23 protein-coding genes are annotated in these 22,543 nt (G+C 66.9%); 12 read left to right on the top strand and 11 right to left on the bottom strand.

Annotated elements, in window-relative coordinates:
- Nucleotides 1-89: 89 nt before the first annotated feature.
- The 6 genes from ACSQ27_RS00870 to ACSQ27_RS00845 form a co-directional block, all read right to left on the bottom strand.
- Nucleotides 90-731: a hypothetical protein gene (locus ACSQ27_RS00870; RefSeq protein ID WP_436153595.1), complete on the bottom strand. Its 642-nt coding sequence runs from the start codon at nucleotides 729-731 to the stop codon at nucleotides 90-92.
- Entirely contained in the window at nucleotides 712-2,058 is a 1,347-nt protein-coding gene (locus tag ACSQ27_RS00865) for a sialidase family protein (RefSeq protein ID WP_436153594.1), read from the bottom strand. The genes ACSQ27_RS00870 and ACSQ27_RS00865 overlap by 20 nt, the downstream gene beginning before the upstream one ends.
- Nucleotides 2,059-2,103: 45 nt before the next feature.
- Nucleotides 2,104-3,081 carry a beta-ketoacyl-ACP synthase III gene (locus ACSQ27_RS00860; protein WP_436153593.1) on the bottom strand — a complete coding sequence of 326 codons (978 nt, stop codon included), beginning with the start codon at nucleotides 3,079-3,081 and terminating at the stop codon, nucleotides 2,104-2,106.
- The gene (plsX, locus tag ACSQ27_RS00855) at nucleotides 3,081-4,196 is read right to left on the bottom strand and encodes a phosphate acyltransferase PlsX (RefSeq protein WP_436153592.1); all 1,116 of its coding nucleotides are present in this window, start codon (nucleotides 4,194-4,196) and stop codon (nucleotides 3,081-3,083) included. Before plsX ends, ACSQ27_RS00860 begins: the two co-directional genes overlap by 1 nt.
- Before the next feature lie 85 nt (nucleotides 4,197-4,281).
- The gene (gene rpmF, locus ACSQ27_RS00850) at nucleotides 4,282-4,464 is read right to left on the bottom strand and encodes a 50S ribosomal protein L32 (RefSeq protein WP_007873878.1); all 183 of its coding nucleotides are present in this window, start codon (nucleotides 4,462-4,464) and stop codon (nucleotides 4,282-4,284) included.
- A 239-nt stretch (nucleotides 4,465-4,703) separates the two neighbouring features.
- The gene (locus ACSQ27_RS00845; RefSeq protein ID WP_436153591.1) at nucleotides 4,704-5,255 is read right to left on the bottom strand and encodes a YceD family protein; all 552 of its coding nucleotides are present in this window, start codon (nucleotides 5,253-5,255) and stop codon (nucleotides 4,704-4,706) included.
- A 26-nt stretch (nucleotides 5,256-5,281) separates the two neighbouring features.
- Between ACSQ27_RS00845 and ACSQ27_RS00840 the strand changes: the two genes are divergently transcribed.
- Nucleotides 5,282-5,905 (top strand): Maf family nucleotide pyrophosphatase, encoded by a 624-nt coding sequence (locus tag ACSQ27_RS00840; RefSeq protein ID WP_436153590.1) that lies wholly within the window; start codon nucleotides 5,282-5,284, stop codon nucleotides 5,903-5,905.
- Nucleotides 5,902-6,669: an SAM-dependent methyltransferase gene (locus ACSQ27_RS00835; protein WP_436153589.1), complete on the top strand. Its 768-nt coding sequence runs from the start codon at nucleotides 5,902-5,904 to the stop codon at nucleotides 6,667-6,669. Before ACSQ27_RS00840 ends, ACSQ27_RS00835 begins: the two co-directional genes overlap by 4 nt.
- A gap of 59 nt (nucleotides 6,670-6,728) precedes the next feature.
- Here ACSQ27_RS00835 and ACSQ27_RS00830 read toward each other — a convergent pair whose 3' ends face one another.
- The 5 genes from ACSQ27_RS00830 to ACSQ27_RS00810 form a co-directional block, all read right to left on the bottom strand.
- On the bottom strand, nucleotides 6,729-7,787 hold the full coding sequence (locus ACSQ27_RS00830; protein WP_436153588.1) for a S49 family peptidase: 1,059 nt from the start codon (nucleotides 7,785-7,787) through the stop codon (nucleotides 6,729-6,731).
- 21 nt (nucleotides 7,788-7,808) lie between these two features.
- Complete coding sequence (locus tag ACSQ27_RS00825) at nucleotides 7,809-8,174, bottom strand: Rieske (2Fe-2S) protein (RefSeq protein ID WP_436153587.1); 366 nt, start codon at nucleotides 8,172-8,174, stop codon at nucleotides 7,809-7,811.
- A 17-nt stretch (nucleotides 8,175-8,191) separates the two neighbouring features.
- Nucleotides 8,192-8,851, bottom strand: a complete 660-nt coding sequence (locus tag ACSQ27_RS00820; RefSeq protein ID WP_436153586.1) for an HAD family hydrolase — start codon at nucleotides 8,849-8,851, stop codon at nucleotides 8,192-8,194.
- Between the two features lie 64 nt (nucleotides 8,852-8,915).
- Nucleotides 8,916-9,530 carry a hypothetical protein gene (locus tag ACSQ27_RS00815; protein ID WP_436153585.1) on the bottom strand — a complete coding sequence of 205 codons (615 nt, stop codon included), beginning with the start codon at nucleotides 9,528-9,530 and terminating at the stop codon, nucleotides 8,916-8,918.
- Entirely contained in the window at nucleotides 9,527-10,684 is a 1,158-nt protein-coding gene (locus tag ACSQ27_RS00810) for an RluA family pseudouridine synthase (RefSeq protein WP_436153584.1), read from the bottom strand. Before ACSQ27_RS00810 ends, ACSQ27_RS00815 begins: the two co-directional genes overlap by 4 nt.
- A gap of 625 nt (nucleotides 10,685-11,309) precedes the next feature.
- Here ACSQ27_RS00810 and ACSQ27_RS00805 point away from each other — a divergent pair.
- The 10 genes from ACSQ27_RS00805 (at nucleotide 11,310) to ACSQ27_RS00760 (ending at nucleotide 22,528) form a co-directional block, all read left to right on the top strand.
- Nucleotides 11,310-14,453 carry an Rne/Rng family ribonuclease gene (locus ACSQ27_RS00805; protein WP_436153583.1) on the top strand — a complete coding sequence of 1,048 codons (3,144 nt, stop codon included), beginning with the start codon at nucleotides 11,310-11,312 and terminating at the stop codon, nucleotides 14,451-14,453.
- A 113-nt stretch (nucleotides 14,454-14,566) separates the two neighbouring features.
- On the top strand, nucleotides 14,567-15,076 hold the full coding sequence (locus ACSQ27_RS00800) for an RDD family protein (RefSeq protein WP_436153582.1): 510 nt from the start codon (nucleotides 14,567-14,569) through the stop codon (nucleotides 15,074-15,076).
- A gap of 11 nt (nucleotides 15,077-15,087) precedes the next feature.
- Nucleotides 15,088-15,804 carry an RDD family protein gene (locus ACSQ27_RS00795; protein ID WP_436153581.1) on the top strand — a complete coding sequence of 239 codons (717 nt, stop codon included), beginning with the start codon at nucleotides 15,088-15,090 and terminating at the stop codon, nucleotides 15,802-15,804.
- Nucleotides 15,801-16,799, top strand: a complete 999-nt coding sequence (locus ACSQ27_RS00790) for a stage II sporulation protein M (RefSeq protein ID WP_436153580.1) — start codon at nucleotides 15,801-15,803, stop codon at nucleotides 16,797-16,799. The genes ACSQ27_RS00795 and ACSQ27_RS00790 overlap by 4 nt, the downstream gene beginning before the upstream one ends.
- Nucleotides 16,789-17,544 (top strand): hypothetical protein, encoded by a 756-nt coding sequence (locus ACSQ27_RS00785; protein ID WP_436153579.1) that lies wholly within the window; start codon nucleotides 16,789-16,791, stop codon nucleotides 17,542-17,544. Before ACSQ27_RS00790 ends, ACSQ27_RS00785 begins: the two co-directional genes overlap by 11 nt.
- Complete coding sequence (locus tag ACSQ27_RS00780; protein ID WP_436153578.1) at nucleotides 17,541-18,308, top strand: DUF4129 domain-containing protein; 768 nt, start codon at nucleotides 17,541-17,543, stop codon at nucleotides 18,306-18,308. The genes ACSQ27_RS00785 and ACSQ27_RS00780 overlap by 4 nt, the downstream gene beginning before the upstream one ends.
- Nucleotides 18,305-19,519 carry a DUF4350 domain-containing protein gene (locus ACSQ27_RS00775; RefSeq protein WP_436153577.1) on the top strand — a complete coding sequence of 405 codons (1,215 nt, stop codon included), beginning with the start codon at nucleotides 18,305-18,307 and terminating at the stop codon, nucleotides 19,517-19,519. Before ACSQ27_RS00780 ends, ACSQ27_RS00775 begins: the two co-directional genes overlap by 4 nt.
- A gap of 15 nt (nucleotides 19,520-19,534) precedes the next feature.
- Nucleotides 19,535-20,530 carry an AAA family ATPase gene (locus ACSQ27_RS00770; RefSeq protein WP_436153576.1) on the top strand — a complete coding sequence of 332 codons (996 nt, stop codon included), beginning with the start codon at nucleotides 19,535-19,537 and terminating at the stop codon, nucleotides 20,528-20,530.
- 12 nt (nucleotides 20,531-20,542) lie between these two features.
- Nucleotides 20,543-21,910 carry a DUF58 domain-containing protein gene (locus ACSQ27_RS00765; RefSeq protein ID WP_436153575.1) on the top strand — a complete coding sequence of 456 codons (1,368 nt, stop codon included), beginning with the start codon at nucleotides 20,543-20,545 and terminating at the stop codon, nucleotides 21,908-21,910.
- A gap of 75 nt (nucleotides 21,911-21,985) precedes the next feature.
- The gene (locus ACSQ27_RS00760) at nucleotides 21,986-22,528 is read left to right on the top strand and encodes a DUF805 domain-containing protein (protein ID WP_436153574.1); all 543 of its coding nucleotides are present in this window, start codon (nucleotides 21,986-21,988) and stop codon (nucleotides 22,526-22,528) included.
- Nucleotides 22,529-22,543 lie beyond the last annotated feature (15 nt).

Here is a 22,543-nt window from a genome sequence, read left to right as displayed (position 1 = left end):
ATTACTCCATGGGTCGAATTCTTGGATCGCTGAAAAGCACCCGCCTGCATTTTAAGAAGATGAACAGCCATTTTTTAAAGCGCGGCCCGTCAGGCCGAGGATGGCATGGCGCCATGGTGTGTGCCCCGCAGCCGCGCCAGCCCCCAGCCGACCAGCGATTTGATGCATTGGTAAATCGCTGCAATGGCCAACCAGGGGTCGATAAGGTAATCCCACAGGTTGGTCGACTCCAGCGCGCCCGCCACCCAGGCCAGCAAAGCCAGGGCCAGCAAGGCGGGCAACAGCCGGAAACCCTTGGCCCAGCAAGCCAGCGACAGTACCAGAAGCACCACCCAGAGCGCCCACGAACCCCAGCCTAGCCGGTAGGCATCCCAGTCACCCCAGCCCAGGGCCAGCGGATACAGGAACAAGGCGCCGACCGCGAAGGCCAGGTTCACCGACGTGCGCTCACGCTGCGCCACCAGCGGGAGGCCGCGCAGGCGCTGGTACATACCCAGGCAGGCGATGGCCACGAGGGAAATGCTCAGGTCCGAACTGATGCCGCGCACATAGGCCACGAGCGGCAAACGGGCGGCGCCCACCGGGCACCACAGCAGCACAAACACCGCGGCGGTCACAACTTTGGTCCACGGCGTGACGCCGCACCGCCAGCTCAGCAGGCGCAGGCAAGCGGCACTGAGCACCAGGTTGATGCCGAGCATGGCGATCAAATCATTTGCCGGAGGGAACATGGCCGGGCGCCGCTTGCGCGGCCTCAAGGGTTTGCAGGGGGTCCAGCCGCACATGCTTGATGCGCGTGCGGTGCCAGGTGTAGACCAGGTGCAGGTAGCCGTCGCGGCTTTGCAGCAGGTAAGGATAGGAAAACTCCTGGGAGCAGCTTTGGCCGCCGCACAGCTGGCGCCGGGCGCTGGCCACATAGGCTTGGGCTTCATCGTCACGGGCGCCGCGGGCCTTAAGCTCCTGTGTCAGCAGGCGCTCGTAGTCACCGATAGACGTGCGAACCTGCGGATTGGCGGATGACTCCACGACCCATGGCGCCACGCCGTCAAACGAGCCACCCGTCCCCGTTTGCAGCAAGGCCAGGATTTCGCGATTCCGGGGCGCCGGGTTCAAGGCCAGCCATTGCGTTCCGGTGTTCGTCACGGCGCCAGCCAACGCGGAGTCAGGATTGGGCCAGGCGCTGGCATGGGTCGGTGACCAGGTCTTGCCGGCATCGGTGGTGTCTGAAGCCATCAGCGCCCTGGCATTGCCTGAACGCATATAGACCTGGGCGTTTTGCGGCCCTGAAACCAGGACAACCGGCTGCAGGCTGGTGCGGCTGCCGGGAATGCGAATTTTGTCGATCACTTGCCCCATGGTGTTGACACGCAGGACTTCGCCGAATTTGGTGATGAACTCGTGATACACCGGCAAACCGGTTTCGCCGTTCTCGAAGCTGACGGGCGCGCCCTTGACCAGCGTGCTGATGTTCAGGAAGGGCGAGGTCACCAGACGGCGCGGCACGCTCCAACTTGCGCCTTCGTCAGTGGAGCGCGCCCAGGTGATGGAGCTGCCGGCCCACCCGCCCAGCGAGACATTGACCATCCACAACATGAGCGAGCCGTCGGGCGCGCGGGCGATCACCGGGTTGCCCAGCTTCTTGACGTAGCGCCACAGGCCTTGCTGGAGGGTTTGCCGGTCGAACAGGGTGCTTTCCGCGCTCCAGCGCAAACCGGTGGCGTCCGTGACGGCGCTCTGGACGGTGACGTCCCCGGCGCCCTCGCGCGAGCCCGAGAACCAGACCGCCCGCAAGCGCCCGTCGCGCAGTTCCACCAGGGAAGCCGCATGCACGGCCTGGCCGGGGGAAGAGGAAACGAACTGCGCATCAAAACGGAAGCGGCCGTCCGGCGAGCGTTGCTGCGCCGGCGGGACTGTGCGTGGCAGGGGTTGGATCGCCTGGGCCGACAAGAACGGCGAAGCCGGCGGTCGCTGCAGGATTTTCCATCCGGCCAGGGCGAAGGCCAGCACCAGCAAGGCAGCTGCAAGGCGCTCCAATGCACCGGACGGTTTGAAATTCAATTGCCCACCTGTCTGTGAAAGCCTGGCGGATGGGTGGGGAGCCGCTCAGTAGTTGAGAAGCACCGCACCCCAGGTAAAGCCACCGCCCACGCCTTCGAGCATGAGGGTGTCGCCTTTTTGGATCTTGCCGCTGCGCACGGCCACATCCAGCGCGAGCGGGATGGAGGCGGCGGAGGTGTTGCCGTGCTGGTCGACGGTGACGACCAGCTTCTCGAGCGGCATCTTCAGTTTTTTGGCCGTGCTCTGCATGATGCGGATATTGGCCTGGTGCGGGATCAGCCAGTCGATGTCGGCGTCGGTCATGTTGGCCTTGGCCAGCGTGGCGCGCGCGGCGCTTTCGAGCACGCCCACGGCGAGCTTGAACACCGCCTGGCCGTCCATCTTGAGCAGGGGGTCGCCGAGAATCTGGCCACCCGAAACATTGCCGGGCACGCAGAGGATGCCGACGTGCTTGCCGTCGGCATGCAGGTCGCTGGCCAGAATGCCGGGCGTGTCGGATGCTTCAAGCACCACGGCGCCGGCGCCGTCGCCGAACAGCACGCAGGTGGTGCGGTCCGAAAAGTCCAGGATGCGCGAGAACACTTCCGCGCCTATCACCAGGGCCTTGCTGGCCGAACCGGTGCGTATCATGGCGTCGGCCACGGTCAGCGCATAGACGAAGCCGCTGCAGACGGCCTGCACGTCAAAGGCCGCGCAGCCGGCGATACCGAGCTTGTTCTGCAAAATGCAGGCGGCGGACGGAAACACCATGTCGGGCGTCGAAGTCGCCACGATGATGAGGTCGATGTCGGAGGCCTGAAGGCCCGCGGCCTGCAAAGCATTTTTGGCCGCTTCCACGCCCAGGTCGCTGCTGGTCACGTCGGGTGCGGCAAAGTGGCGGGCCCGGATGCCGGTGCGCTCCACAATCCATTCGTCGGAAGTTTCCACGCCTCGGGTGGCCAGGTCGGCGGCCAGTTCGGCGTTGGTCAGTCGGCGCGGCGGCAAATAGCTACCGGTGCCGGTGATGCGTGAGTAACGGGTCATTAATGAGTGGCCGGTGTTGAAACTGCTGAGTCAACTGGCATTGAGAAGGCCTCGGTCGGCGTATCGGCGGAAGGTGCCACCTGCGCCGCAACCAGCAAAGGGGCCGCATGGGCAATACGTTCGCGGACTCTCTCAAGCAAATTGTTCCGAGCCGCATCATAAGCCCGATTCAGCGCCCTCTCGAACGCGAAGGCGTCCGCTGAGCCGTGGCTCTTGAAGACGAGGCCTTGCAGGCCCAGCAGTGCCGCACCGTTGTACCGTCTGTGGTCAACCCGATTTTTAAATGCATTTAGCACCGGATAGGCAATGATGGCGGAAATTTTCGTGAAGATATTGCGAGAGAACTCGGCCTTCATAAAGCCGCCAATCATGCTGGCCAAGCCTTCACTGGCCTTGAGCGCCACATTTCCCACAAAACCGTCACAGACGACGATGTCCGTCGTTCCCTTGAAAATATCGTTTCCCTCGACATTTCCATAAAAATTCAGATCGCCGGAATTAGAAGCGGATCGCAGCAATTCACCAGCTTTTTTGATCATTTCACTGCCCTTTATCGCCTCTTCGCCGATATTGAGCAGCCCGACGCTGGGCGTGGGGTTGGTGGTGATGGCGGCCACCAGGGCAGAACCCATCACGGCAAACTGCAGCAGGTGGTCTTCGGTGCAGTCGACATTGGCGCCCAGGTCCAGCACCGTGGTAGCGCCGCCCAGGGCATTGGGCAGCTGGGTGGCGATGGCCGGGCGGTCTATGCCTTCAAGGGTTTTGAGGACATAGCGGGCAATCGCCATCAGGGCGCCGGTATTGCCGGCCGACACGGCCGCCTGGGCCACGCCGTCCTTGACCTCGTTGATCGCGACCCGCATCGAGGAATTCTTCTTGCGCCGCAGGGCGATTTCGATGGGATCGTCCATGGTGACGATCTCGCTGGCCGGGACGATCTGGCAGCGTGGATGGGCCAGGAGCCGTGCGTGCAGCGGGTGCGCCGCCAGTGTTTCGGGCTGGCCCACCAGCACCACGGCGGAGTCCGGGTGGCCGTCCAGAAACGCCAGGCTGGCCGGCAGCGTCACGGCGGGGCCGATATCGCCGCCCATGGCATCGACAGCGATCCTGATCATGGGGCGACCGGTGCAGTCAAGAGGTGGAATTCAGGCAAAAGAAAGGCCCGCAGGATGAGTGCGGGCCCATGCTCAAAGCGTGGAGTTACGCTTCGGATTTGGTTTTCAGCACCTTGCGGCCACGGTAGAAACCGGTGGGGCTGATGTGGTGGCGCAGGTGGGTTTCGCCGGTGGTGGATTCCACGGCAATGCCTGGCACGGTGAGTGCGTTGTGCGAGCGGTGCATACCGCGCTTGGAAGGTGACTTTTTGTTCTGCTGGACGGCCATGATCCGCTCCTGATGGGGTGTAAGGTTGGTAAATTACGCACCAAATTCCGAGTTCAGACAGCTGGACCTGAATATCGGCCGATGGCAGCCTGGGCGCCATGTCACCGTATTCACCGCATTGGTACGCGAAGCCTTTGATTATAGCTTGATGCGGCGTCATTTTCACTACGCCACCTTGTTGCGTGTGAAATGTCGGCCTATTCAAGGGTTTTATCGCTCGGATATGTAATACCAAATTACTATTTTTTGGTTTTAAGCTGTGCCAGCACGGCAAACGGGTTGGGTTTTTCCCCGGGCTCGCCCGCTTCATCCGGCTCCGAAATATCACCCGCCTGTAGCTTTGGCGCGACCGGGCATTCCTCATGCATGGGCACCAGGGGCAAGGCCATCAACAATTCGTCTTCCAGCACGGCGAGCAGGTTGAACTGGGGCTCCATCACCAGCAAATCCTCTTCGGACTGGTCGTCTTCGGCCATGGCGATCTCTTCGCTGGCGACAAAACGGTACCACTGGTCGACCTCCACCGGCGTCTCCACTACGCCCATGCAGCGTTGGCAGGTCAGCGGGACGGTAGCCTGGGCCTGCAGGTGCAGCCACACCTCGTCGTCGGCGCCGGTGCGTGGGCGCAATTCGCCTAGCGCCTGCCATTGCACCGTCGAATCGGCCTGCAGCCCTTGCGTTTCTTCGGCAAGGCGCTCCATATTTTGTAGCGGAGTGGTTTCAGCGAGCGCCACGCCCTCCTGGGCAAACGCTTTCATGTTGAGCCGGCTGGGCTGAAGGGATCTGGACATGGATGCAGTGTAAGAGAATCGGGGGCATGACCCTTGCCTCCGCTCCCGCCACAAACCGCCCTCTCGTCCTCGGTTCCACCTCACGCTACCGCCGCGAATTGCTGGAACGGCTACACATCCCGTTTGAAGTCGCCGCGCCGGACGTGGACGAAACCCCAAGGCCCGGCGAAGCGCCGCGCGCGCTGGCCGAGCGCCTGGCCTTGGCCAAAGCCCGCGCGGTGGCCGCGGCCTTCCCGGGCGCCGTCGTCATCGGCTCCGACCAGGTGGCCGACCTGGCCGGCGAGCCGCTGGGCAAACCGGGGACCCACGAAAACGCCGTCGCGCAGCTGCGCCGCATGCGCGGGCACACCGTGATCTTCCAGACCGCCGTGGCCGTGGTTTGCCTCGAAAGCGGCTATGAGGCACAAAGCCTGGCCCCTGTAAAAGTCAAATTCCGCGATCTCAGTGACGACGAGATCGAAAACTACCTGCGCATCGAACAACCCTACGACTGCGCGGGCAGCGCCAAAAGCGAAGGCCTGGGCATCGCGCTGCTGGAGTCCATCGACAACGACGACCCGACGGCCCTGGTCGGCCTGCCGCTGATACGCACCTGCCGGATGATCCAGGCAGCCGGCGTCAAGCTGCTGCTGTCGGGAGCCCGGCCATGAGCGCCGCCGCAAAGGGCAAGCTCTACCTGGTGCCCGCGCCGCTCGATTTCGGCTGCGACATACAGGCGCCGCTGCAGGACGTCATGCCGCTGCAGACGCTGCAGACAGCGTCTCAACTGACCTGCTGGATCTGCGAGAACGCCAAAAGCACGCGAGCCTACCTCAAGCGCATCGACGCGCTGCATCCGCTCAGCGCGCCGCTGCAGTCGCAGCAGATCCAGGAACTGCCGCGCGAGGTCCATAAAAAAGGCGACCACGGCGGCAACTTCGACGCGCGCCCACTGCTGGCGGCTGCCCTGGAAGGCCGCGACATGGGCCTGGTCAGCGAAGCCGGCATGCCGGCCATCGCCGACCCGGGCTCGTCGGTGGTGCGCGCCGCGCATGACCTGGGGCTGGAAGTCGTGCCACTCACGGGCCCGATGTCGCTGATGCTGGCGCTGGCCGCCAGCGGACTCAACGGCCAGAGCTTCGCCTTTGCCGGCTACGTACCGCAAACGCCGGCCGAGCGCGTGCAACGCATACGTGAGCTGGAATCGCTGGCCCTGAAATCCGGCCAGACCCAGCTCTTCATCGAGACGCCTTATCGCAACGCCGCGCTGCTCCAGGCGTTGCTGCAAACTTTGCAGAGCAACACCCGGCTGGCACTGAGCTGCGGCCTGACCCTGGGCGCCGGCTGGTCGCGCAGCGCGCAGGTCAGCACCTGGAAACGCGACAAACCCCAGGCGCCGCTGGATTTGCCGACCGTGTTCGCCATAGGCCGTTAAAAAGCCCCGCGCCCATAAAAAAGCCCGCATGTGCGGGCTTTTTACGGGGTCTCGATAGCTCAGCGCAGCGCGGGAATCGCCTTGAAGGCCTTCATCGCGCCCTCGCCCATGGCGGCGCCGAACTTCTTGGCCAGGCGCTCGGCGACGTTGTCGCGGCGCGTGTAGTCGATGATCTCGTCGGTCTTGACCACTTCGCGCGCGACATAGTCGAGGTTGCCGAGCTGGTCGGCCAGGCCCAGTTCCACGGCCTGCTGGCCGCTCCAGAACAGGCCGCTGAACATTTCGGGCGTTTCTTTCAGGCGCTTGCCGCGGCCGGCTTTCACCACCGCGATGAACTGCTGGTGAATCTGGTCCAGCATGGCTTGGGCAAACACGCGCTGCTTTTCATTTTGCGGGCTGAACGGGTCCAGGAAACCCTTGTTCTCGCCGGCGGTCAGCAAGCGGCGCTCCACGCCCAGCTTGTCCATCAGGCCGGTGAAGCCGAAGCCGTCCATCAGCACGCCTATGCTGCCGACGATGCTGGCCTTGTCGACGTAAATCTTGTCGGCCGAGACGGCAATGTAATAAGCGGCGGAAGCACAGGTTTCTTCGACCACGGCGTAGACCGGCTTCTTGTGCTTGGCCTTCAGGCGCAGGATCTCGTCGTTCATCATGCCGGCCTGCACAGGGCTGCCGCCGGGGGAGTTGATCAGCAACACGACGGCCTTGGCGCCCTCGTCTTCAAAGGCCGCGCGCAGGGCCGCATTGACGAACTCGGCGCTGGCGTCGGCGCCCGCGGCGATCTCGCCCTTGATTTCCACCACGGCCGTGTGCGGAACCGTCGCGTCGCTGGCGGGCGTGCCGCGGTGCAGCGCCATCCAGACCAGCGCGACAAAAAAGGCCAGCCAGGCCAGGCGCACAAAAGTCTTCCAGCGCCGCGTGGCCTTTTGCTCGTTGAGCGCGGCGAAAGCCAATTTTTCCAGTGTGGCGCGCTCCCAGCCGGGGCTGCTGGACGCGTCTACTGCGGATTTTTTCATTGAAGCCTGGGGTGGAATGGAATCCGGCTGGTGGGGCCGGAAATCCGATTCGCGCAGCGAATCAGAGTCCATGGGAGGGTCGGGGCGATGGGGGTCGTTCATGGGCGTTAGTTTAGAGAGGTATTAGAACTGTAACGGTTTAAGGTTGTAAGCAGAATGCCAATAAACAACCCCCTGCGCTTCGGAAAGCTGGATTTTGATCAGGCCGCCCTGGCAGGGCCCGCCCGCGCATTGGCCGGTGTCGGGACGGTAGGCGGCGCCGTGGCTGGCGCACAGCAGCCACTGGCCCTGGTCGTCGAACACCCGGTTGGGCTGCCAGTCCAGCTCCATCGCGACGTGGCTGCAACGATTGAGGTAGGCATGGACCACGCCTTCAAAACGCACGGCGAAGGCGCGGCAGGTCTGCCCCGCGTAGACCACGTCGAAGGGAACCGCCAGCCCGCCTTCGAGCAGGTCCCGGCTGTTGCACAGGGCGAGCCGTTCGTCCATGGCCTTAACGCCTGAAATCAACCATGGACCAGCAGCCAGTCGTGCAGCTCCGGCACCGAATGCGCCACATGGCGCGGCGCCAGCACCGCGAAGGTGTCGGGCTCGTGCGCGCCGTAGCTCACGCCCACGCTGGGGCAGCCGGCATTGAGCGCCATCTGCAGGTCGTGGGTGGTGTCGCCCACCATCAGCACGCGCTCGGGCGCGACGCCGAACTCTGCCATCAGTTCGTGCAGCATCAGCGGGTCGGGTTTACCGGCAGTCTCGTCGGCCGTGCGCGAGCCGTCGAACATGCCCTTGAGTTCCACTGTGCGCAGCACCTCGTCGAGGCCGCGGCGCGACTTGCCGGTGGCCACCGCGAGCAGGTGGCCGCGCGCCTTCAACGCGTCGAGCAGGGGCAGCACACCGGCAAACAGGCTCAGGTCGTCGTAGTGCGCGGCGTAGTGGTGGCGGTAGCGCTCGCCGAGCTGCGGGTATTTTTCAGGCGGCACGTCGGGCGCGGCATGGGCCAGGGCCTGCATCAGGCCCAGGCCTATGACGTAACCGGCCTCCTTGTCGGTCGGCACCGTGCCGCCCACGTCGCGCACCGCGGCCTGGATGCAGCGCACGATGATGCTGGTCGAATCAAACAGCGTGCCGTCCCAGTCAAAGGCGATCAGGTCGAAATTTCGGGTTTGCATGGGGATATTGTCTTAGGGAAGGCCGGCCTGTGCGCGCACATGGGCAAAAGTCGAAGCGCAGGCCTCAGTTGTCCCCGCTTTTGCGGAAGTACCAGGACCCGAGCCCGTGAATCGCGCCGAGCAAGGCAGCTGCCAGGCTGAGCAGCGTCAGGTGGAAGAGCGGCCCAAAGCTGTCAAGAAATCCCCATTCCGAGTCTTCGTACGGAGACCGGATACGGGGGTTGTAAAAATACAGCGCGTCCCACCCTTGCGTCACTGTCGACGGATTCAAGACCACAAAAGCGCACACACACACCACCAGGCAGGCGGCCGAGCTGGACAACACAAAACGGAAGGCGGACATGGCGTTCAAGGAAGGCATCAGCTTCTTGTTCAGCAGCCAGAAAGCCACGGCGGCCAGCACAGTAGGGAGCGGAACCTGGAACAAGGATTCAAGATTCCCGAACGACACCCAGAACAGGAATTCCATCAGAAGCGGCCAGAACATCAGCGAGGGCGCCTCACCCCAACGGAATTCGCCGCGCTCCAGGCCACCCGTCACCAGGTAGTAGGCCACACCGTACAGAGCGGGACCGGCAAGGACGAACATCAGCAGCGTCCCGGCCAGACCGCTGAACTTCCCCTTTGTAAGCCTGGCCGCACTCTTTGAACCAAGCGCTTCAGGAGCATCGTGAATCATGAGGAAACCGACGCCGGCAAAAACTGCTGCAGCTCGGGCGGCAGGGGTGCCTGAAGGTGCACCACTTTACGCAGCTTGGGATGGTTGAACTTCAGGCTCCAGGCATGCAGGAACATGCGTTTGAGCGGCACCGCGCCGGCCGCGGTTTTCTGCAGCGCCCGGTTCAGCTCGAAATCGCCGTATTTGTCGTCGCCGGCGATCGGGTGGCCTTCGTTGGCCAGGTGCACGCGGATCTGGTGCGTGCGGCCGGTCTTGATGGTCACTTCCAGCAAGGTGAAGGGCGTGGCCGGGGCCAGCGGGCTGGCCGGAACCGCCGCCTTGACCTTGACCAGCGTCACCGAGCGCATGCCGTCGGGATGGTCGTTGTCCACCACCTTCACGCGCCGCTCGCCGTCGGGCAGCAGGTATTTGTGCAGTGCCTTGTCGATCACGCGGTGGTTGGCGGGCCATGCGCCGCCGGCCAGCGCCAGGTAGACCTTGTCGGTTTCGCGCTCGCGGAACTGTTCCTGCAGCAGCTTGAGGGCCATGCGCCGCTTGGCGATCAGCAGAATGCCGCTGGTTTCGCGGTCCAGCCGGTGCACCAGCTCCAGGAAGTCGGCCTCCGGCCGCGCCATGCGCAGCTGCTCGATCACGCCGAAACTTACGCCGCTGCCGCCGTGCACCGCCACGCCGGCCGGTTTGTCGATGGCCAGCACGAAGTCGTCTTCAAACAGGATGGGGAATTCGCGGGACGGCGCATAGCCGCCCGTGGTGGAAGTGGCGCCGTGTCGGGCGATTTCCTGCGCCATGGCCTCGGCCTTCTGCCCGGCCCGCTCCGAAGTACGCACCGGCGGCAGGCGAACGATGTCGCCGGCCTCCACGCGCGTGTCGGCCTGCGCCCTGCCCTTGTTCACCCGGACCTCGCCGCTGCGGATGATGCGGTAAACATGGGTTTTGGGCACGCCCTTGAGCTGGCGGATCAGGAAGTTGTCCAGCCGCTGGCCGGCGTAGTCTTCATCCACCGTCACCAGCGTGGCCTGGGGCACTGCGGGGGCTGCCGCCTGGGGAATGGGCGCCGCCGGGGTGGCAGGTGCAGACACGGCCGCGGACGCCCATACCGGTGTTTTCCCGGGTTTCCTTGCCAAGCCCTTTGCTGACCCTATAATGTGTTTCACTAGCGATGCGCTGTAAGTGGTTGATTTGCCTGGAGTTTAGTCCACGCAAGTCCCCGGCCCTGAAAAGGCAAGCAAGCAGCCTCGCTGGAAGGTCGATGCCCACGCCGGCAATTGCCCGCAAGCGACGAGTGCCAGGCACCTCGCGGCGAGCGTCTTTGCACGGTAGACGAGTCGACGTTTTGCGAACACAACTACGGAATACCATGTGTGCAGCCCAAGTCACGAACAACAGGCTGCACGCGGATCCAGCCGAGAACAAGTCCTTTAACGGGTAGCCCTCTGATGACAACACTGGTCAGTCTGATTTATATATGCCTGCGGCGCTTCACGACATTCGTGGGCCCCGCATTCGGCATGAATCAGCCGCCGGCCCTTGTCCAGTGGGCGCAAGCAGCCTCGCTTTGCGCGGCACCCACCCGTTTGACCCCTGCTCGCTCCATCCACGCGCCTACGCCCAGACCACGTCGCTGACCGATTCATTTCGGTCGGCCGCGCGCCGTCAAAAGCTCTCCGGCAATTCCTCCACGTTCGCACTGCGTCCCTCCGGCGTCGTTGGCCCATTTTGGGCATGTGATTGATGTTTCTGACATGACATCAAAACGAAGAACGATAAGGAAGGCTACCCATGAAACGGATGCTGGTAAACGCCACTCAGGCTGAAGAACGCCGCCTGGCGATCGTCGACGGACAAAAACTCCTCGACTACGAAATTGAAATCGAAGGGCGCGAACAGCGCAAGGGCAACATCTACAAGGCCGTCGTCACGCGCGTCGAGCCCTCGCTGGAAGCCTGCTTCGTCGACTACGGCGAAGACCGCCACGGCTTCCTGCCGTTCAAGGAAATCTCCAAGCAGTACTTCGCCCAGGGCGTGCCGGTCAGCCAGGCACGCATCAACGACGTCATCAAGGAAGGCCAGGAACTGCTGGTCCAGGTCGAGAAGGAAGAACGCGGCAACAAGGGCGCGGCCCTCACCACCTTCGTTTCCCTGGCCGGCCGCTACGTGGTCCTGATGCCCAACAACCCGCGCGGCGGCGGCGTGAGCCGGCGCATCGAGGGCGACGACCGGGCCGAGCTCAAAGAAGCGATGGACCAGCTCGAGTACCCCAACGGCATGAGCATCATCGCCCGCACCGCCGGCATCGGCCGCAGCGCGCCCGAGCTCCAGTGGGACCTGAACTACCTGCTCAAGCTCTGGACCGCCATCGACGGCGCCGGCAAGGGCGGCAAGGGCGCTTACCTGATTTACCAGGAATCCAGCCTCGTGATCCGCGCCATCCGCGATTACTTCAACAGCGACATCGGCGACATCCTGTTCGACACCGACGACGTCTACGAGCAGGCCAAGCAGTTCATGGCCCACGTGATGCCCGAGCATGAGCACCGCGTCAAGCGCTACCGCGACGACGCGCCGCTGTTCAGCCGCTTCCAGATCGAGCACCAGATCGAGTCGGCCTATGCCCGCACCGTGCAGCTGCCTTCCGGCGGCGCCATCGTGATCGACCACACCGAAGCCCTGGTGTCGGTCGACGTCAACTCGGCCCGCGCCATCAAAGGCGGCGACATCGAGGAAACCGCCACCCGCACCAACCTGGAAGCCGCCGACGAAGTCGCGCGCCAGATGCGCTTGCGCGACCTCGGCGGCCTGATCGTCATCGACTTTATCGACATGGAAGAGTCGCGCAACCGCCGCGACGTCGAAAACCGCCTGCGCGACGCGCTGCGCCAGGACCGCGCCCGCGTGCAGTTCGGCACCATCAGCAAGTTCGGCCTCATGGAAATGAGCCGCCAGCGCCTGCGCCCGGCTCTGTCCGAAGGCGCATCGATCCCCTGCCCGCGTTGCGGCGGCTCCGGCCACATCCGCGACACCGAAAGCTCGGCGCTGCAGATCCTGCGCATCATCCAGGAAGAATCCCTCAAGGACAGCACGGCCTCCGTGCTGTGCCAGGTCCCGGTCGACGTGGCCTCCTTCCTGCTCAATGAAAAGCGCTCCGAAATCGCCAAGATCGAGGTCAAGCAGCGCATCAACGTGCTGCTGGTGCCCAACAAGACGCTGGAAACCCCCAACTACCGCCTGGAACGCCTGAAGCACGACGACCCGCGCCTGGACAACATCGCCGCCAGCTACAAGATGGCCGACGAAATCGAGGACCCGACCACCGTCACGCGCCGCAGCCAGGAAAAGCACAACAAGCAGGAGCCCATCATCAAGGGCGTGCTGCCCGATGCGCCCGCCCCCGTGGCCCCGCCCAAGCCCGAAGTCGTGCCGCACGTGGCGCCCAAGGCTGCCGCCCGCCCCGCACCCGTGGCTGCTGCAGCTGCACCCGCTGCTGAAAAAGGTTTCTTCGGCTGGATCAAGGGCCTGTTCGGTGGCGCCGAAGCGCCGGCCCCGGCACCTGCCGCCAGGGAAGTGAAAAAAGACGAGCGCGGCGAAGGCCGGCGTGACGGCCGTGGCGCTGAAGGCCGCGGCGGCGAGCGCGGCGAGCGTTCGGACCGTGGTGGCGAGCGCGGCGGCCGTGACGGCCGGCGCGGTGGCCGCGGCCGCAGCGAAGGACGTGGCGAGGGCCGCGGCGCTGAAGGCCGTAGCGAAGCGCGCCCCGAAGGCCGTGGTGAACGTGGTGAAGGCCGCGGCGGCGAACGCCGAGAACGCAATGCCGAAGGCCGCCAGGAGCGTCCGGCCGGTGAAGCCCGCGCCGAGGGCGCAGCCGACCAGCCGCGCAGCGACACCCCCAACCGTGAAGGCCGCGAAGGCGGCCGCAACCGCCGTGAACGCGGCGAGCGCGGTGGTGAACGCAGCGGAGAACGTGGTGAGCGCGGTGAACGCATCCAGCGCGACGCCGTCGAGCAGGACCTCGCACTGGCCAACCTGGCCGCCATGGCAGCTGCCATGGGCGGTGACACCGGCGAAGCACGCCAGGAACGCGCACCCCAGGACGGCGACCGCCAGGGCAACCGTGAACCGCGTGCTGACCGCGGAGAACGCGGTGAAGGCCGCCGTGAACGCGGTGACCGCAACGGCCGCCGTGGCGACCGCCGCGGTGCAGACCGCCCTGAAGGCGTCGAAGGCCAGAACGCCCCCGCCGAAGGCGCGGTGGGCTTCAACCCCGACGCTCCCGCAGCAGCACCTGTGCTCGACGAAGCCGGCAATGTGATCGCCCCCACGGCCAACGGCCAGGGCGACGAACAGCGCCAGCCACGCGAGCGCCGCAGCCGCGACCGCTACGGCCGTGACCGTGATCGCCGCGAACGCGGTGAAAACGGCGAGCGCACCGAGCAGCAGCCCGCCGAAGGCGGCGTGGACGCAGCCCCGGCCGGTTTTGCCGAGCCGCGCCAGCAGCCGCAAGCCCCTGAAGAGCGCGCCCCGGCAGTCGCCGACTATGCGGCACCTGCCCCTGCCCCCGCCTACACGGCACCCGTGGCCGTTGCCGCACCGGCGCCCGCGCCAGCACCTGTCGTGGCAGCCCCGGCGCCCGCGCCGGTCCAGGCCGCGGCACCGGCCGTGGGCATCAGCCTGCCCAAGGTCCAGTCCTATGCACTGCCCCTCGATGAGCTGGCCCAGGTGGCCCAGTCTTCCGGCCTGCAGTGGGTGAATTCCGACGCAGCCAAGATCGCCGAGGTCAAGGCCGCCATCGCCGCCGAAACCAAGCCCATGCACGTGCCGCGCGAGCGCCCGCCGCTGGTCGTGGCCGACGAAGGCCCGCTGGTGCTGGTTGAAACCAAGCGCGACCTGGGCGCGATGTCCCTGCCCTTTGAGAAGTCGGCGGGCCAGTAAACGCCCCGGCCTCGGCCGCCGCCCCCTGAAAAGCCCGCATCTGCGGGCTTTTTTTATGCCTTGAAAACTGGCCCTAGAATCAGGCCAACAAAACAGGACAAGGGGGGATGACGATGGACAATCCAACGCACGATGCGCGCTACGCGCCGCCGCAGGCCGTTGTGGAAGACGTGGCCGACGCGAACCAGGGCCCGCAGCTGGCCGGCCGCGTCGAACGGCTTGGCGCCGTGATCCTCGACACGGTCTTCCAGAGCCTGGTGCTCTGGCTGGTGTCGCTGGTGACCCCCTACAACCCCTGGGTCCCGCAAGCAGGCGGCCCATGGTCCTTCAACCCGTTGAGCATGGCCATCGGCGCCTTGATCTTCATCCTGCTCAACGGCTACCTGCTCGCGACGCGGGGCCAGACCATCGGCAAGGTCCTGCTCAAGATACGCATTGTCCGGCCCTCGGGCGAAGCCGTTTCCCCCACGCGCCTGGCCTTGCGCTACGGCGCGGGCTTTGTGGCCGGCCTCGTCATGGCCGTGGTCTGGGTGTATTCGCTGATCGACTGCCTGATGATCTTTCGCAAATCCCGCCGCACCCTGCACGACGAGATCGCCGACACCATCGTCGTCAAGGCCTGAGACCCCAGCCTGTGGCCACCACGCGCCTTGACACGCTGTACACGGCCGAAACGCCGGAAGGCATCACCCTGTCCCTGCGGCCCGCCGGCATCGTCGCGCGCGGGCTGGCCTACCTGATAGACCTGGCCATACGCGGCTGCCTGTTCATCGCCGTGGCCATCGCGGTCGGCGTGATGGGCAAGGCCGGCGTGGCCGTGCTGCTGCTGGCGTATTTCGCCCTCGAATGGTTTTATCCCGTGGTGTTCGAGCTGACCCGCTCGGCCGCCACCCCCGGCAAGCGGGCCCTGGGCCTGCGCGTGGTGATGGATTCCGGCCTGCCGGTGACGCCCGCAGCCTCGCTGACCCGCAACCTGCTGCGCGCCGCCGATTTCATGCCCGCGCTGTTCGGCGCCGGCCTGGTGTCCATGCTCTGGCGCGACGACAGCAAACGCCTGGGCGACCTGGCCGCCGGCACGCTGGTGGTCTTCACCGATGCCGTCAAGCTGCATGGCGAGGTACCGCTGGCGACGCCGCAAGCGCCCGCGCGGCCGCTGTCCGCCGCCGAGCAGGCCTCGGTGCTGGCCTGGGCCGGCCGGGCCACGCGGCTGACGCCCGAACGCCTCGGCGAACTCGCCGCCCTGGCCGAGCCGGTGCTGGGCACAGGCGTGCCCGGCAGCAGCGCCACGCAGCGCCTGCTGGGCGTGGCGCAGTGGCTGATGGGCCGGCGCGAAGGGGAAGCGCGGCGATGACACCCCTGCAATTTGAAGCGGCCTACGCGCCGCTCTGGACCGAACTCGAAACCGTCATCGGCATCGCCGAGACCGAGCGCAAGTTCGACGGCGCGCGGCTGGCCACGCTGTACCGCCGCGTCTGCGAACACCTGGCGCTGGCGCAGGCCCGCGCCTACCCGGTGCACCTGACGCAGCGGCTGGAGACCCTGACGCAAAGCGCCCACCGGCTGATCTACCGGCGCCACGACTACGGCCTGGCGCGCCTGGGCTGGCTGGTGCTGGTCGACTTTCCGCAGGCGGTGCGCGCGCACCGCGCCTACCTGCTGGTGTCGGCCCTGTTGTTCGTGGTGCCGCTGCTGGCCGCGGGCCTTGCCACCTACCGCGACCCGGGCTTCATCCTGCACCTGCTGGACGCGGCCCAGGTGCAGAACTTCGACAGCATGTACAGCGACAGCGCCAAGTCCTTCGGGCGCAACCGCGACGCCAGCGGCGACTGGCAGATGTTTGGCTTTTACGTCATGCACAACATCGGCATCGGTTTTCGCTGCTTCGCGGCCGGCATCTTCGGCGGCATCGGCAGCGCGGCCGTGCTGCTGTTCAACGGCGTACAGATAGGCGCCGTCGGCGGCTACCTGATCGCCTCCGGCCACGGACAGAATTTCTGCTCTTTCGTCATCACCCACGGCGCCTTCGAGTTGACCGCCATCGTGCTCGCCGGCGCGGCGGGGCTGCGCCTGGGCTACGCGCTGATCGCGCCCGGCCGGCACACGCGGCTGGAGGCGCTGCGGCTGGCGGCACGCCACGCCATCGTGGTGGTCTACGGCGTCATCGGCCTGCTGCTGATCGCCGCCGCCGTCGAAGCCTTCTGGTCCTCGGCGCGCTGGGTCACCCCGGCCGTGAAATACGGCGCCGGCGCGGCCTGCTGGGCCCTGGTGTTCGCCTACCTGGGCTGGCAGGGCCGGCCGCGTGCCGGCGCCGCGCCCACGGGCGAAGGGCAGCGCCATGCAGGTTGATGCGCTGGCCGTCGCGCTGCGGCCGCGGCCCATGGCCGAGGCCGCCGACCTGGGCGTCGCGCTGGTGCGCCGCCATGCCGGCTCCATCTGGCGCACCTTCCTGCCCCTGTATGTGGTGGTCATCGCGCTGGTGCTGTGCACCATCGAGTTCGCCTACTGGCTGCCCGGCCTGCTGATTTTCTGCCTCAAGCCCTGGTTTGACCGCAGCCTGCTGTTCATCCTGTCGCGCGCGGTGTTCGGCCAGTCCACGCGCTGGAAAGACCTCTGGGAGCATCGCGCCCAGGTGTGGGGCGGGCAGCTGCTGCGCACCCTGCTGTGGCGGCGGCTGTCGCCCTGGCGCTCCTACACGCAGGCCGTCGACCAGCTCGAAGGCCAGCGCGGCGGCGCCCGGCGCAAGCGGCGCGACCAGCTGCTGCGCGGGCGGCGCGGCGCGGGCGCCGGCATGCAGCTGATTTTTTCCAATGTCGAGATCGCGCTGGAATTCGCCATCCTGTCCATCCTGTTCTGGTTCGCGCCCGACGGCACCCTCTCGGAACTCTGGCGTTGGCTGATCGCTTCCGAATCCACGCTGCAAAGCCTCTGCCTGGCCCTGGTCTACGCCTTCGCCGTCGGCCTGGTCGAGCCCTTCTTCGTGGCGGCCGGCTTCGCGATGTACCTGAACCGCCGCGTCGAACTCGAAGCCTGGGACATCGAGCAGGAATTCCGCCGCGCCTTCAAGCCCGTGCCGGCCAGGAGCAGCCCATGACGGCGCGCCACGCTGCCGCGGCCTGCATCCTGCTGGCTGCCTGTGCGATGGGCATGCCCTTGTGGGCCAACCCGGCCGCCGCCGCGCCGGGCGAAGCGCCCTCGCGCCAGCAGGTGCAGTCGGCCGCCGAGCGGGTTCGCGCCGACCCCAACCTGCCCGGCAGCAAGAGCGAAAAATCCCTGAGCTTCAAGGACCAGGAAAAAAAGCCCGAGGACAAAAAGAAGGAGCGCGACAGCTTCGGCTGGCTCAAGGATTTTGTGACCCGGGTGTCCGAAGGCGCGCGCCTGCTGGTGTGGGCGCTGGGCGCGCTGGCCGTGGCCTGGCTGGTGGTGGGCATACGGCGCTGGGTGAAGGTGCGGGCCGGCGGCGGCCGCCACCGCATGGCGCCGCTGCCCAGCCACATCGGCAGCCTGGACATACGCCCCGAAAGCCTGCCCGACGACGTGGGCTCCGCCGTCGCCTCGCTCTGGCAGCGCGGCCAGCGCCGGCCCGCGCTGTCGCTGCTGTACCGCGGCGCGCTGTCGCGCCTGGTGCACCTGCACGAGGTGCCCATCCGCCATGCCAGCACCGAAGGCGAATGCGTGGCGCTCAGCCAGGGCCGGCTGGCGCCCATGTCGCTGGAATTCTTTTCGCGGCTGGTGGCCGCGTGGCAGCTGGCGGCCTACGGCGGGCGCCTGCCGCCCACGGCCGGCGTGCTGGCACTGTGCGACGAATTTGACGCGCGGCTGGGCGCGCCGGCCGGGCCGGCAAAGGCGTCGCCATGAGGGACCGGCTCTTCCTCATCCTGCTCGCGGTGCTGCTGCTGGCCGGCGGCGCCTGGCTGGTGTCGGCCACCGAATGGGTCGACGTCGACGTCCCCACGCCGGCCAAGGGCGAGGCCCTCACCAACCCGCTGTACGCGACCGAAAAACTGCTGGGCGCCCTGGGGGCGAAAGTCGTGCGCCACAAAAGCCTGGACGCCATGCCGCCACCGCAGGCGCGTCTGGTGCTGGTCTCGCGCAACTGGGACCTGTTCCCCGAGCGCAAGCAACGCCTGCGCGCCTGGGTGGCGCAGGGCGGGCACCTGGTCATCCCCGGCTTCCTGGCCGGCCACGAATCGCTGAAGGGCTGGCTGCCCGTTACGGAGCAACGCCCCCTCAAGTTCGAGCCGCCCGCGATCCCGCCGCGCCTCCTAGGCAAGCCCGCCAAGGACATGGATTGCCGCGCGCTGGAGGAACCCGCCGACGTCACGCCCAGTTACGGCGACAGCCGGGTGTTTCGCGCCTGCGGCGCGTACTTCAGCTCCCAGTACCTGCCGGTGAACCGGCAGGCCGCGCCGCTATGGGCGCTGCAGGGCACGGCCGGCACCGAGGCCGTGCGCGTGCAGGTCGGCCAGGGCACGGTCACCGTGCTCGGCGGCTGGGGCCTGCTGAACAACAGCAACCTGCTGCGCGCCGACAACGCCCTGCTGGCGGCCGCGGCGCTGCAGGCGCGCGCCGGCGCCGAGTTCTGGTTTGTCGCCGAAGAGGCCCGGGAGCCCTTCGCGCCCTGGCTCTGGCACCAGGCCTGGGCGGCGCTGCTGCTGGGCCTGCTGGCCCTGGCGCTGGCCCTGTGGCGCGCCGGCGTGCGCTTCGGGCCGCTGGCACCGTCCGCCCCCGCCCACCGGCGCTCCATGGCCGAGCAGGTGCGCGGCACCGCGCGCTTCCTGCACATGCACGGGCCCAAAGCCCTGCACACGGCCCAGCTTCGCGCGCTGCACGCCTCGGCCGCACGGCAGTTGCCGCGCTTTTCGCAGCTGGACCCGGCACGCCGCACCCAGGAGATCGCGCGCGCCACTGGCCTGGATACGCGCGTGCTCGAACGCGCGCAGGCCGACAAGGCGCGCAACCGCGGCGCGCTGGCCGCCGACCTCGAACTGATAGAAACCGCCCGCCGGCGGCTCGATGCGCGCGAACCCGCCGCGTCACCGGCTCCTTCATCCGCCTCTTCACCCTGAACCCGAGAAACCACCATGTCATCAATTCCCAACGAAGAACTGATACGCGCGGCCGAATGGCTGCAGACCCTGCGCCACGAAGTCGGCAAGGCCGTGGTCGGCCAGAAGGAAGCCGTCGACCAGACCCTGGTGGCGCTGGTCGCGTCCGGCCACGTGCTGATCGAGGGCGTGCCCGGGCTCGGCAAGACGCTGCTGGCGCGCGCGCTGGCGCAGGCCATGAGCCTGCGTTATGCGCGCGTGCAGTTCACGCCCGACCTGATGCCCTCGGACATCACCGGCCACTCGGTGCTGGACCCGTCGACCCGCGGCGAGTCCGGCATAGGCACGCTGCGCGTGCACCAGGGGCCGGTCTTCACCCACTTGCTGCTGGCCGATGAAATCAACCGCGCGCCGGCCAAGACCCAGAGCGCGCTGCTCGAGGTGATGCAGGAATACCAGGTCACGCTGGAAGGCCGGGCCATGCCGCTGCCGCGCCCCTTCATGGTGATGGCCACGCAGAACCCGATAGACACCGAAGGCACCTACCCCCTGCCCGAGGCGCAGCTGGACCGCTTCCTGCTCAAGATCAACATCGCCTTCCCCAGCCATGCCGAAGAAAAAGCCGTGGTGCAGCTCACCACCGGCCAGCGCGCCGGGAACCAGCTGCCGCTGGACGCCGTCAGGCCCTGCCTGGACGACACCCAGGTGCTGGAACTGCAGCGCCTGGCCAGCCTGGTGCAGGCGCATGAACAGGTGATCGACTACGCGGTGCGCATCGCCCGCGCCACGCGCGACTGGCCCGGCCTCTCGTCCGGCGCCGGCCCGCGCGGCACCATGGCGCTGGTGCGCGCCGCGCGCGCCGGCGCGCTGATGGACGGGCGCGACTTCATCACCCCCGACGACGTGGCGCGCCAGACCCTGCCGGCGCTGCGCCACCGCGTGATGATTTCCCCCGACGCGCAGCTCGAAGGCCTCAGCGTGGACGACCTGCTGCGCAGCGCCCAGGGCAGCGTGCAGGCGCCCCGCCTCTAAAGGCCGCACCGCATGCGCTGGCTGGTGATTCCCACGGCAGGCACGGTCCAGGCACTGGCCGGCATGGCCCTGGCCGCTTCCCTGGCCCTGCTCGCCGGCCTGCCGGTGGAGACGGTGGCCCTGCTGGCCGGCGCCGTGCTGCTGCCGGCGCTGGCCTGGGCGCTGTTCGACCTCTGGCGCAGCCTGCGCCTGTGGCGGCAGGCGCCCCTGCGCATCGAACGCACCTTGCCCGGCGCTTTTTCGCTGGGCGTGCCGACCGTGCTCACGCTGGTGTTGGTCAACGAAAGCCCGCGGGCCTGGGCCGTCACCGTGTTTGACGAGGTCGACCCGCGCTTTGCCTTTGAAGGCCTGCCGCAATCCCTGAGCGTGCCGCCGGCTTCGCGCGCGGAACTGCGCTACACGGTGACCGCGCGCGAGCGCGGCGTGGCCCTTTTCGGCATCACCCAGTTGCGCTGGCGCAGCCGCGGCGGCTGCTTTGAAGTGCAGCAGCCGCTGGGCCAGCCCGGCAAGCTGCGCGTGTACCCCAACTTCGCCGCGCTGGCGCGCTACGCCTGGCTATCCGGCGACCGGCGGCTGGCCCAGATCGGCATCAAGACCTACGTGCAGCGCGGGCTGGGCACGGATTTTCGCCAGCTCGCCGACTACAAGACCGGCGATTCGCTGCGCCACATCGACTGGAAAGCCACGCTGCGCCACCAGCGGCCCATCGTGCGCGAGTTCCAGGACGATCGCGACCAGTGCGTGTTCTTCCTGCTCGACTGCGGCCGCCGCATGCGCGCCGATGAAGGCGGGCCCGACCAGGACGGCCAGGGCAGCAGCCATTTCGACGAGGCCCTCAACGCGCTGATGCTGCTGAGCTACGTTGCCCTCAAGGAAGGCGACGAGGTCGGCGCCATGACCTTCGGCGGCGTGCCCGGGCAGCGCCGCGACTTCGCGCCGCGCAAGGGCGCAGCCACGCTCAATGCCCTGATGAACCGGCTGCACGACATCCAGCCCGGCGCCATGCATTCGGACTACCTGCTGGCCGCGCAGGACCTCCTGCGCGTGCAGCGCCGTCGCGCGCTGGTGATAGTGCTCACCAACTTTCGCGACGAAGATTCGGCCGAGCTGCGCCCCGCCATCAAGCTGCTGCGCCGCCAGCACCTGGTGCTGGTGGCCAGCCTGCGCGAGCGCGTGCTGGGCCGCATCGCCGGCCAGGCCCTGTCCACCCCCGCGGATGCGGTGGACGTGGCGGCCGCCCACCTGTTCGCGCAGTCGCGGCGCGACGCCTTCGCGCGTGTGGTCGGCCAGGACCCGCTTTCGATGGACGTGGAGCCGGCGCAACTGGCCGTCTCGCTGGTCAACCGCTACCACGCGGTCAAGCGCGCCGGGCTGCTTTAAGAACACGCTCCAAGGGGGCTCCACACAGGCCCCGGCAACGGTTATCCTTCGGTTCTCAACAACAGGAGGGATGAGATGACTGAAGCAGTGAATCCGTATGCAGCGCCCAAGGCCGTGGTGGCCGACGTTTATGACGATGAAGCGGGCGTGCAGCCCGTCAAGCTGTTTTCGGCCAAAGGGCGGGTCGGCCGGCTGCGCTACCTGTCTTACAACGTGGGCGGCTACCTGCTCATGGCAGTGGCAGCCGCCGTGCTGGGCTTTATCGCCGGCGCCATCGGTTTCGGCAAGGCGGCCGGCGTGATCGGCGTGCTGGCGGTCATTCCCTACCTCATCTTCATTGTGCTGCTGACCATACAGCGCAGCCACGACATGGGATGGACCGGATGGACGGCGATCCTGGCCTTCATCCCCCTGGTCGGGCTGGTCTGGCTTTTGAACCCTGGAACCAAGGGCGGCAACCGCTTCGGCGGGCCTCCGCCGCCGAACACCACGATGGTCAAGATTGGCGCGCTGATTATTCCCGGCATCGCAGTCGTCGGCATCATCGCCGCCATCGCCCTGCCGGCTTACCAGGACTACACGAAACGGGCCAAGGCGGCCCAGGTGGTCAAGCCTTAAACCTGCCGCAAGCGC

The sequence above is a fragment of the Polaromonas sp. LjRoot131 genome, from assembly GCF_964252805.1.
GTDB lineage: Bacteria > Pseudomonadota > Gammaproteobacteria > Burkholderiales > Burkholderiaceae_C > Polaromonas.
The sequence above is the reverse complement of the archived record's forward strand: the minus strand, read 5'-3'. Positions and strand labels throughout refer to the sequence as shown.

What these genes read in the sequence shown, in the direction of transcription:
- ACSQ27_RS00870 (WP_436153595.1), bottom strand. Translation starts at nt 731, where the DNA reads ATGTTCCCTCCGGCAAATGATTTGATCGCCATGCTCGGCATCAACCTG.
- ACSQ27_RS00860 (WP_436153593.1), bottom strand. Translation starts at nt 3,081, where the DNA reads ATGACCCGTTACTCACGCATCACCGGCACCGGTAGCTATTTGCCGCCG.
- plsX (WP_436153592.1), bottom strand. Translation starts at nt 4,196, where the DNA reads ATGATCAGGATCGCTGTCGATGCCATGGGCGGCGATATCGGCCCCGCC.
- rpmF (WP_007873878.1), bottom strand. Translation starts at nt 4,464, where the DNA reads ATGGCCGTCCAGCAGAACAAAAAGTCACCTTCCAAGCGCGGTATGCAC.
- ACSQ27_RS00845 (WP_436153591.1), bottom strand. Translation starts at nt 5,255, where the DNA reads ATGTCCAGATCCCTTCAGCCCAGCCGGCTCAACATGAAAGCGTTTGCC.
- ACSQ27_RS00840 (WP_436153590.1), top strand. Translation starts at nt 5,282, where the DNA reads ATGACCCTTGCCTCCGCTCCCGCCACAAACCGCCCTCTCGTCCTCGGT.
- ACSQ27_RS00835 (WP_436153589.1), top strand. Translation starts at nt 5,902, where the DNA reads ATGAGCGCCGCCGCAAAGGGCAAGCTCTACCTGGTGCCCGCGCCGCTC.
- ACSQ27_RS00830 (WP_436153588.1), bottom strand. Translation starts at nt 7,787, where the DNA reads ATGAACGACCCCCATCGCCCCGACCCTCCCATGGACTCTGATTCGCTG.
- ACSQ27_RS00825 (WP_436153587.1), bottom strand. Translation starts at nt 8,174, where the DNA reads ATGGACGAACGGCTCGCCCTGTGCAACAGCCGGGACCTGCTCGAAGGC.
- ACSQ27_RS00820 (WP_436153586.1), bottom strand. Translation starts at nt 8,851, where the DNA reads ATGCAAACCCGAAATTTCGACCTGATCGCCTTTGACTGGGACGGCACG.
- ACSQ27_RS00815 (WP_436153585.1), bottom strand. Translation starts at nt 9,530, where the DNA reads ATGATTCACGATGCTCCTGAAGCGCTTGGTTCAAAGAGTGCGGCCAGG.
- ACSQ27_RS00805 (WP_436153583.1), top strand. Translation starts at nt 11,310, where the DNA reads ATGAAACGGATGCTGGTAAACGCCACTCAGGCTGAAGAACGCCGCCTG.
- ACSQ27_RS00800 (WP_436153582.1), top strand. Translation starts at nt 14,567, where the DNA reads ATGGACAATCCAACGCACGATGCGCGCTACGCGCCGCCGCAGGCCGTT.
- ACSQ27_RS00790 (WP_436153580.1), top strand. Translation starts at nt 15,801, where the DNA reads ATGACACCCCTGCAATTTGAAGCGGCCTACGCGCCGCTCTGGACCGAA.
- ACSQ27_RS00785 (WP_436153579.1), top strand. Translation starts at nt 16,789, where the DNA reads ATGCAGGTTGATGCGCTGGCCGTCGCGCTGCGGCCGCGGCCCATGGCC.
- ACSQ27_RS00780 (WP_436153578.1), top strand. Translation starts at nt 17,541, where the DNA reads ATGACGGCGCGCCACGCTGCCGCGGCCTGCATCCTGCTGGCTGCCTGT.
- ACSQ27_RS00775 (WP_436153577.1), top strand. Translation starts at nt 18,305, where the DNA reads ATGAGGGACCGGCTCTTCCTCATCCTGCTCGCGGTGCTGCTGCTGGCC.
- ACSQ27_RS00770 (WP_436153576.1), top strand. Translation starts at nt 19,535, where the DNA reads ATGTCATCAATTCCCAACGAAGAACTGATACGCGCGGCCGAATGGCTG.
- ACSQ27_RS00765 (WP_436153575.1), top strand. Translation starts at nt 20,543, where the DNA reads ATGCGCTGGCTGGTGATTCCCACGGCAGGCACGGTCCAGGCACTGGCC.
- ACSQ27_RS00760 (WP_436153574.1), top strand. Translation starts at nt 21,986, where the DNA reads ATGACTGAAGCAGTGAATCCGTATGCAGCGCCCAAGGCCGTGGTGGCC.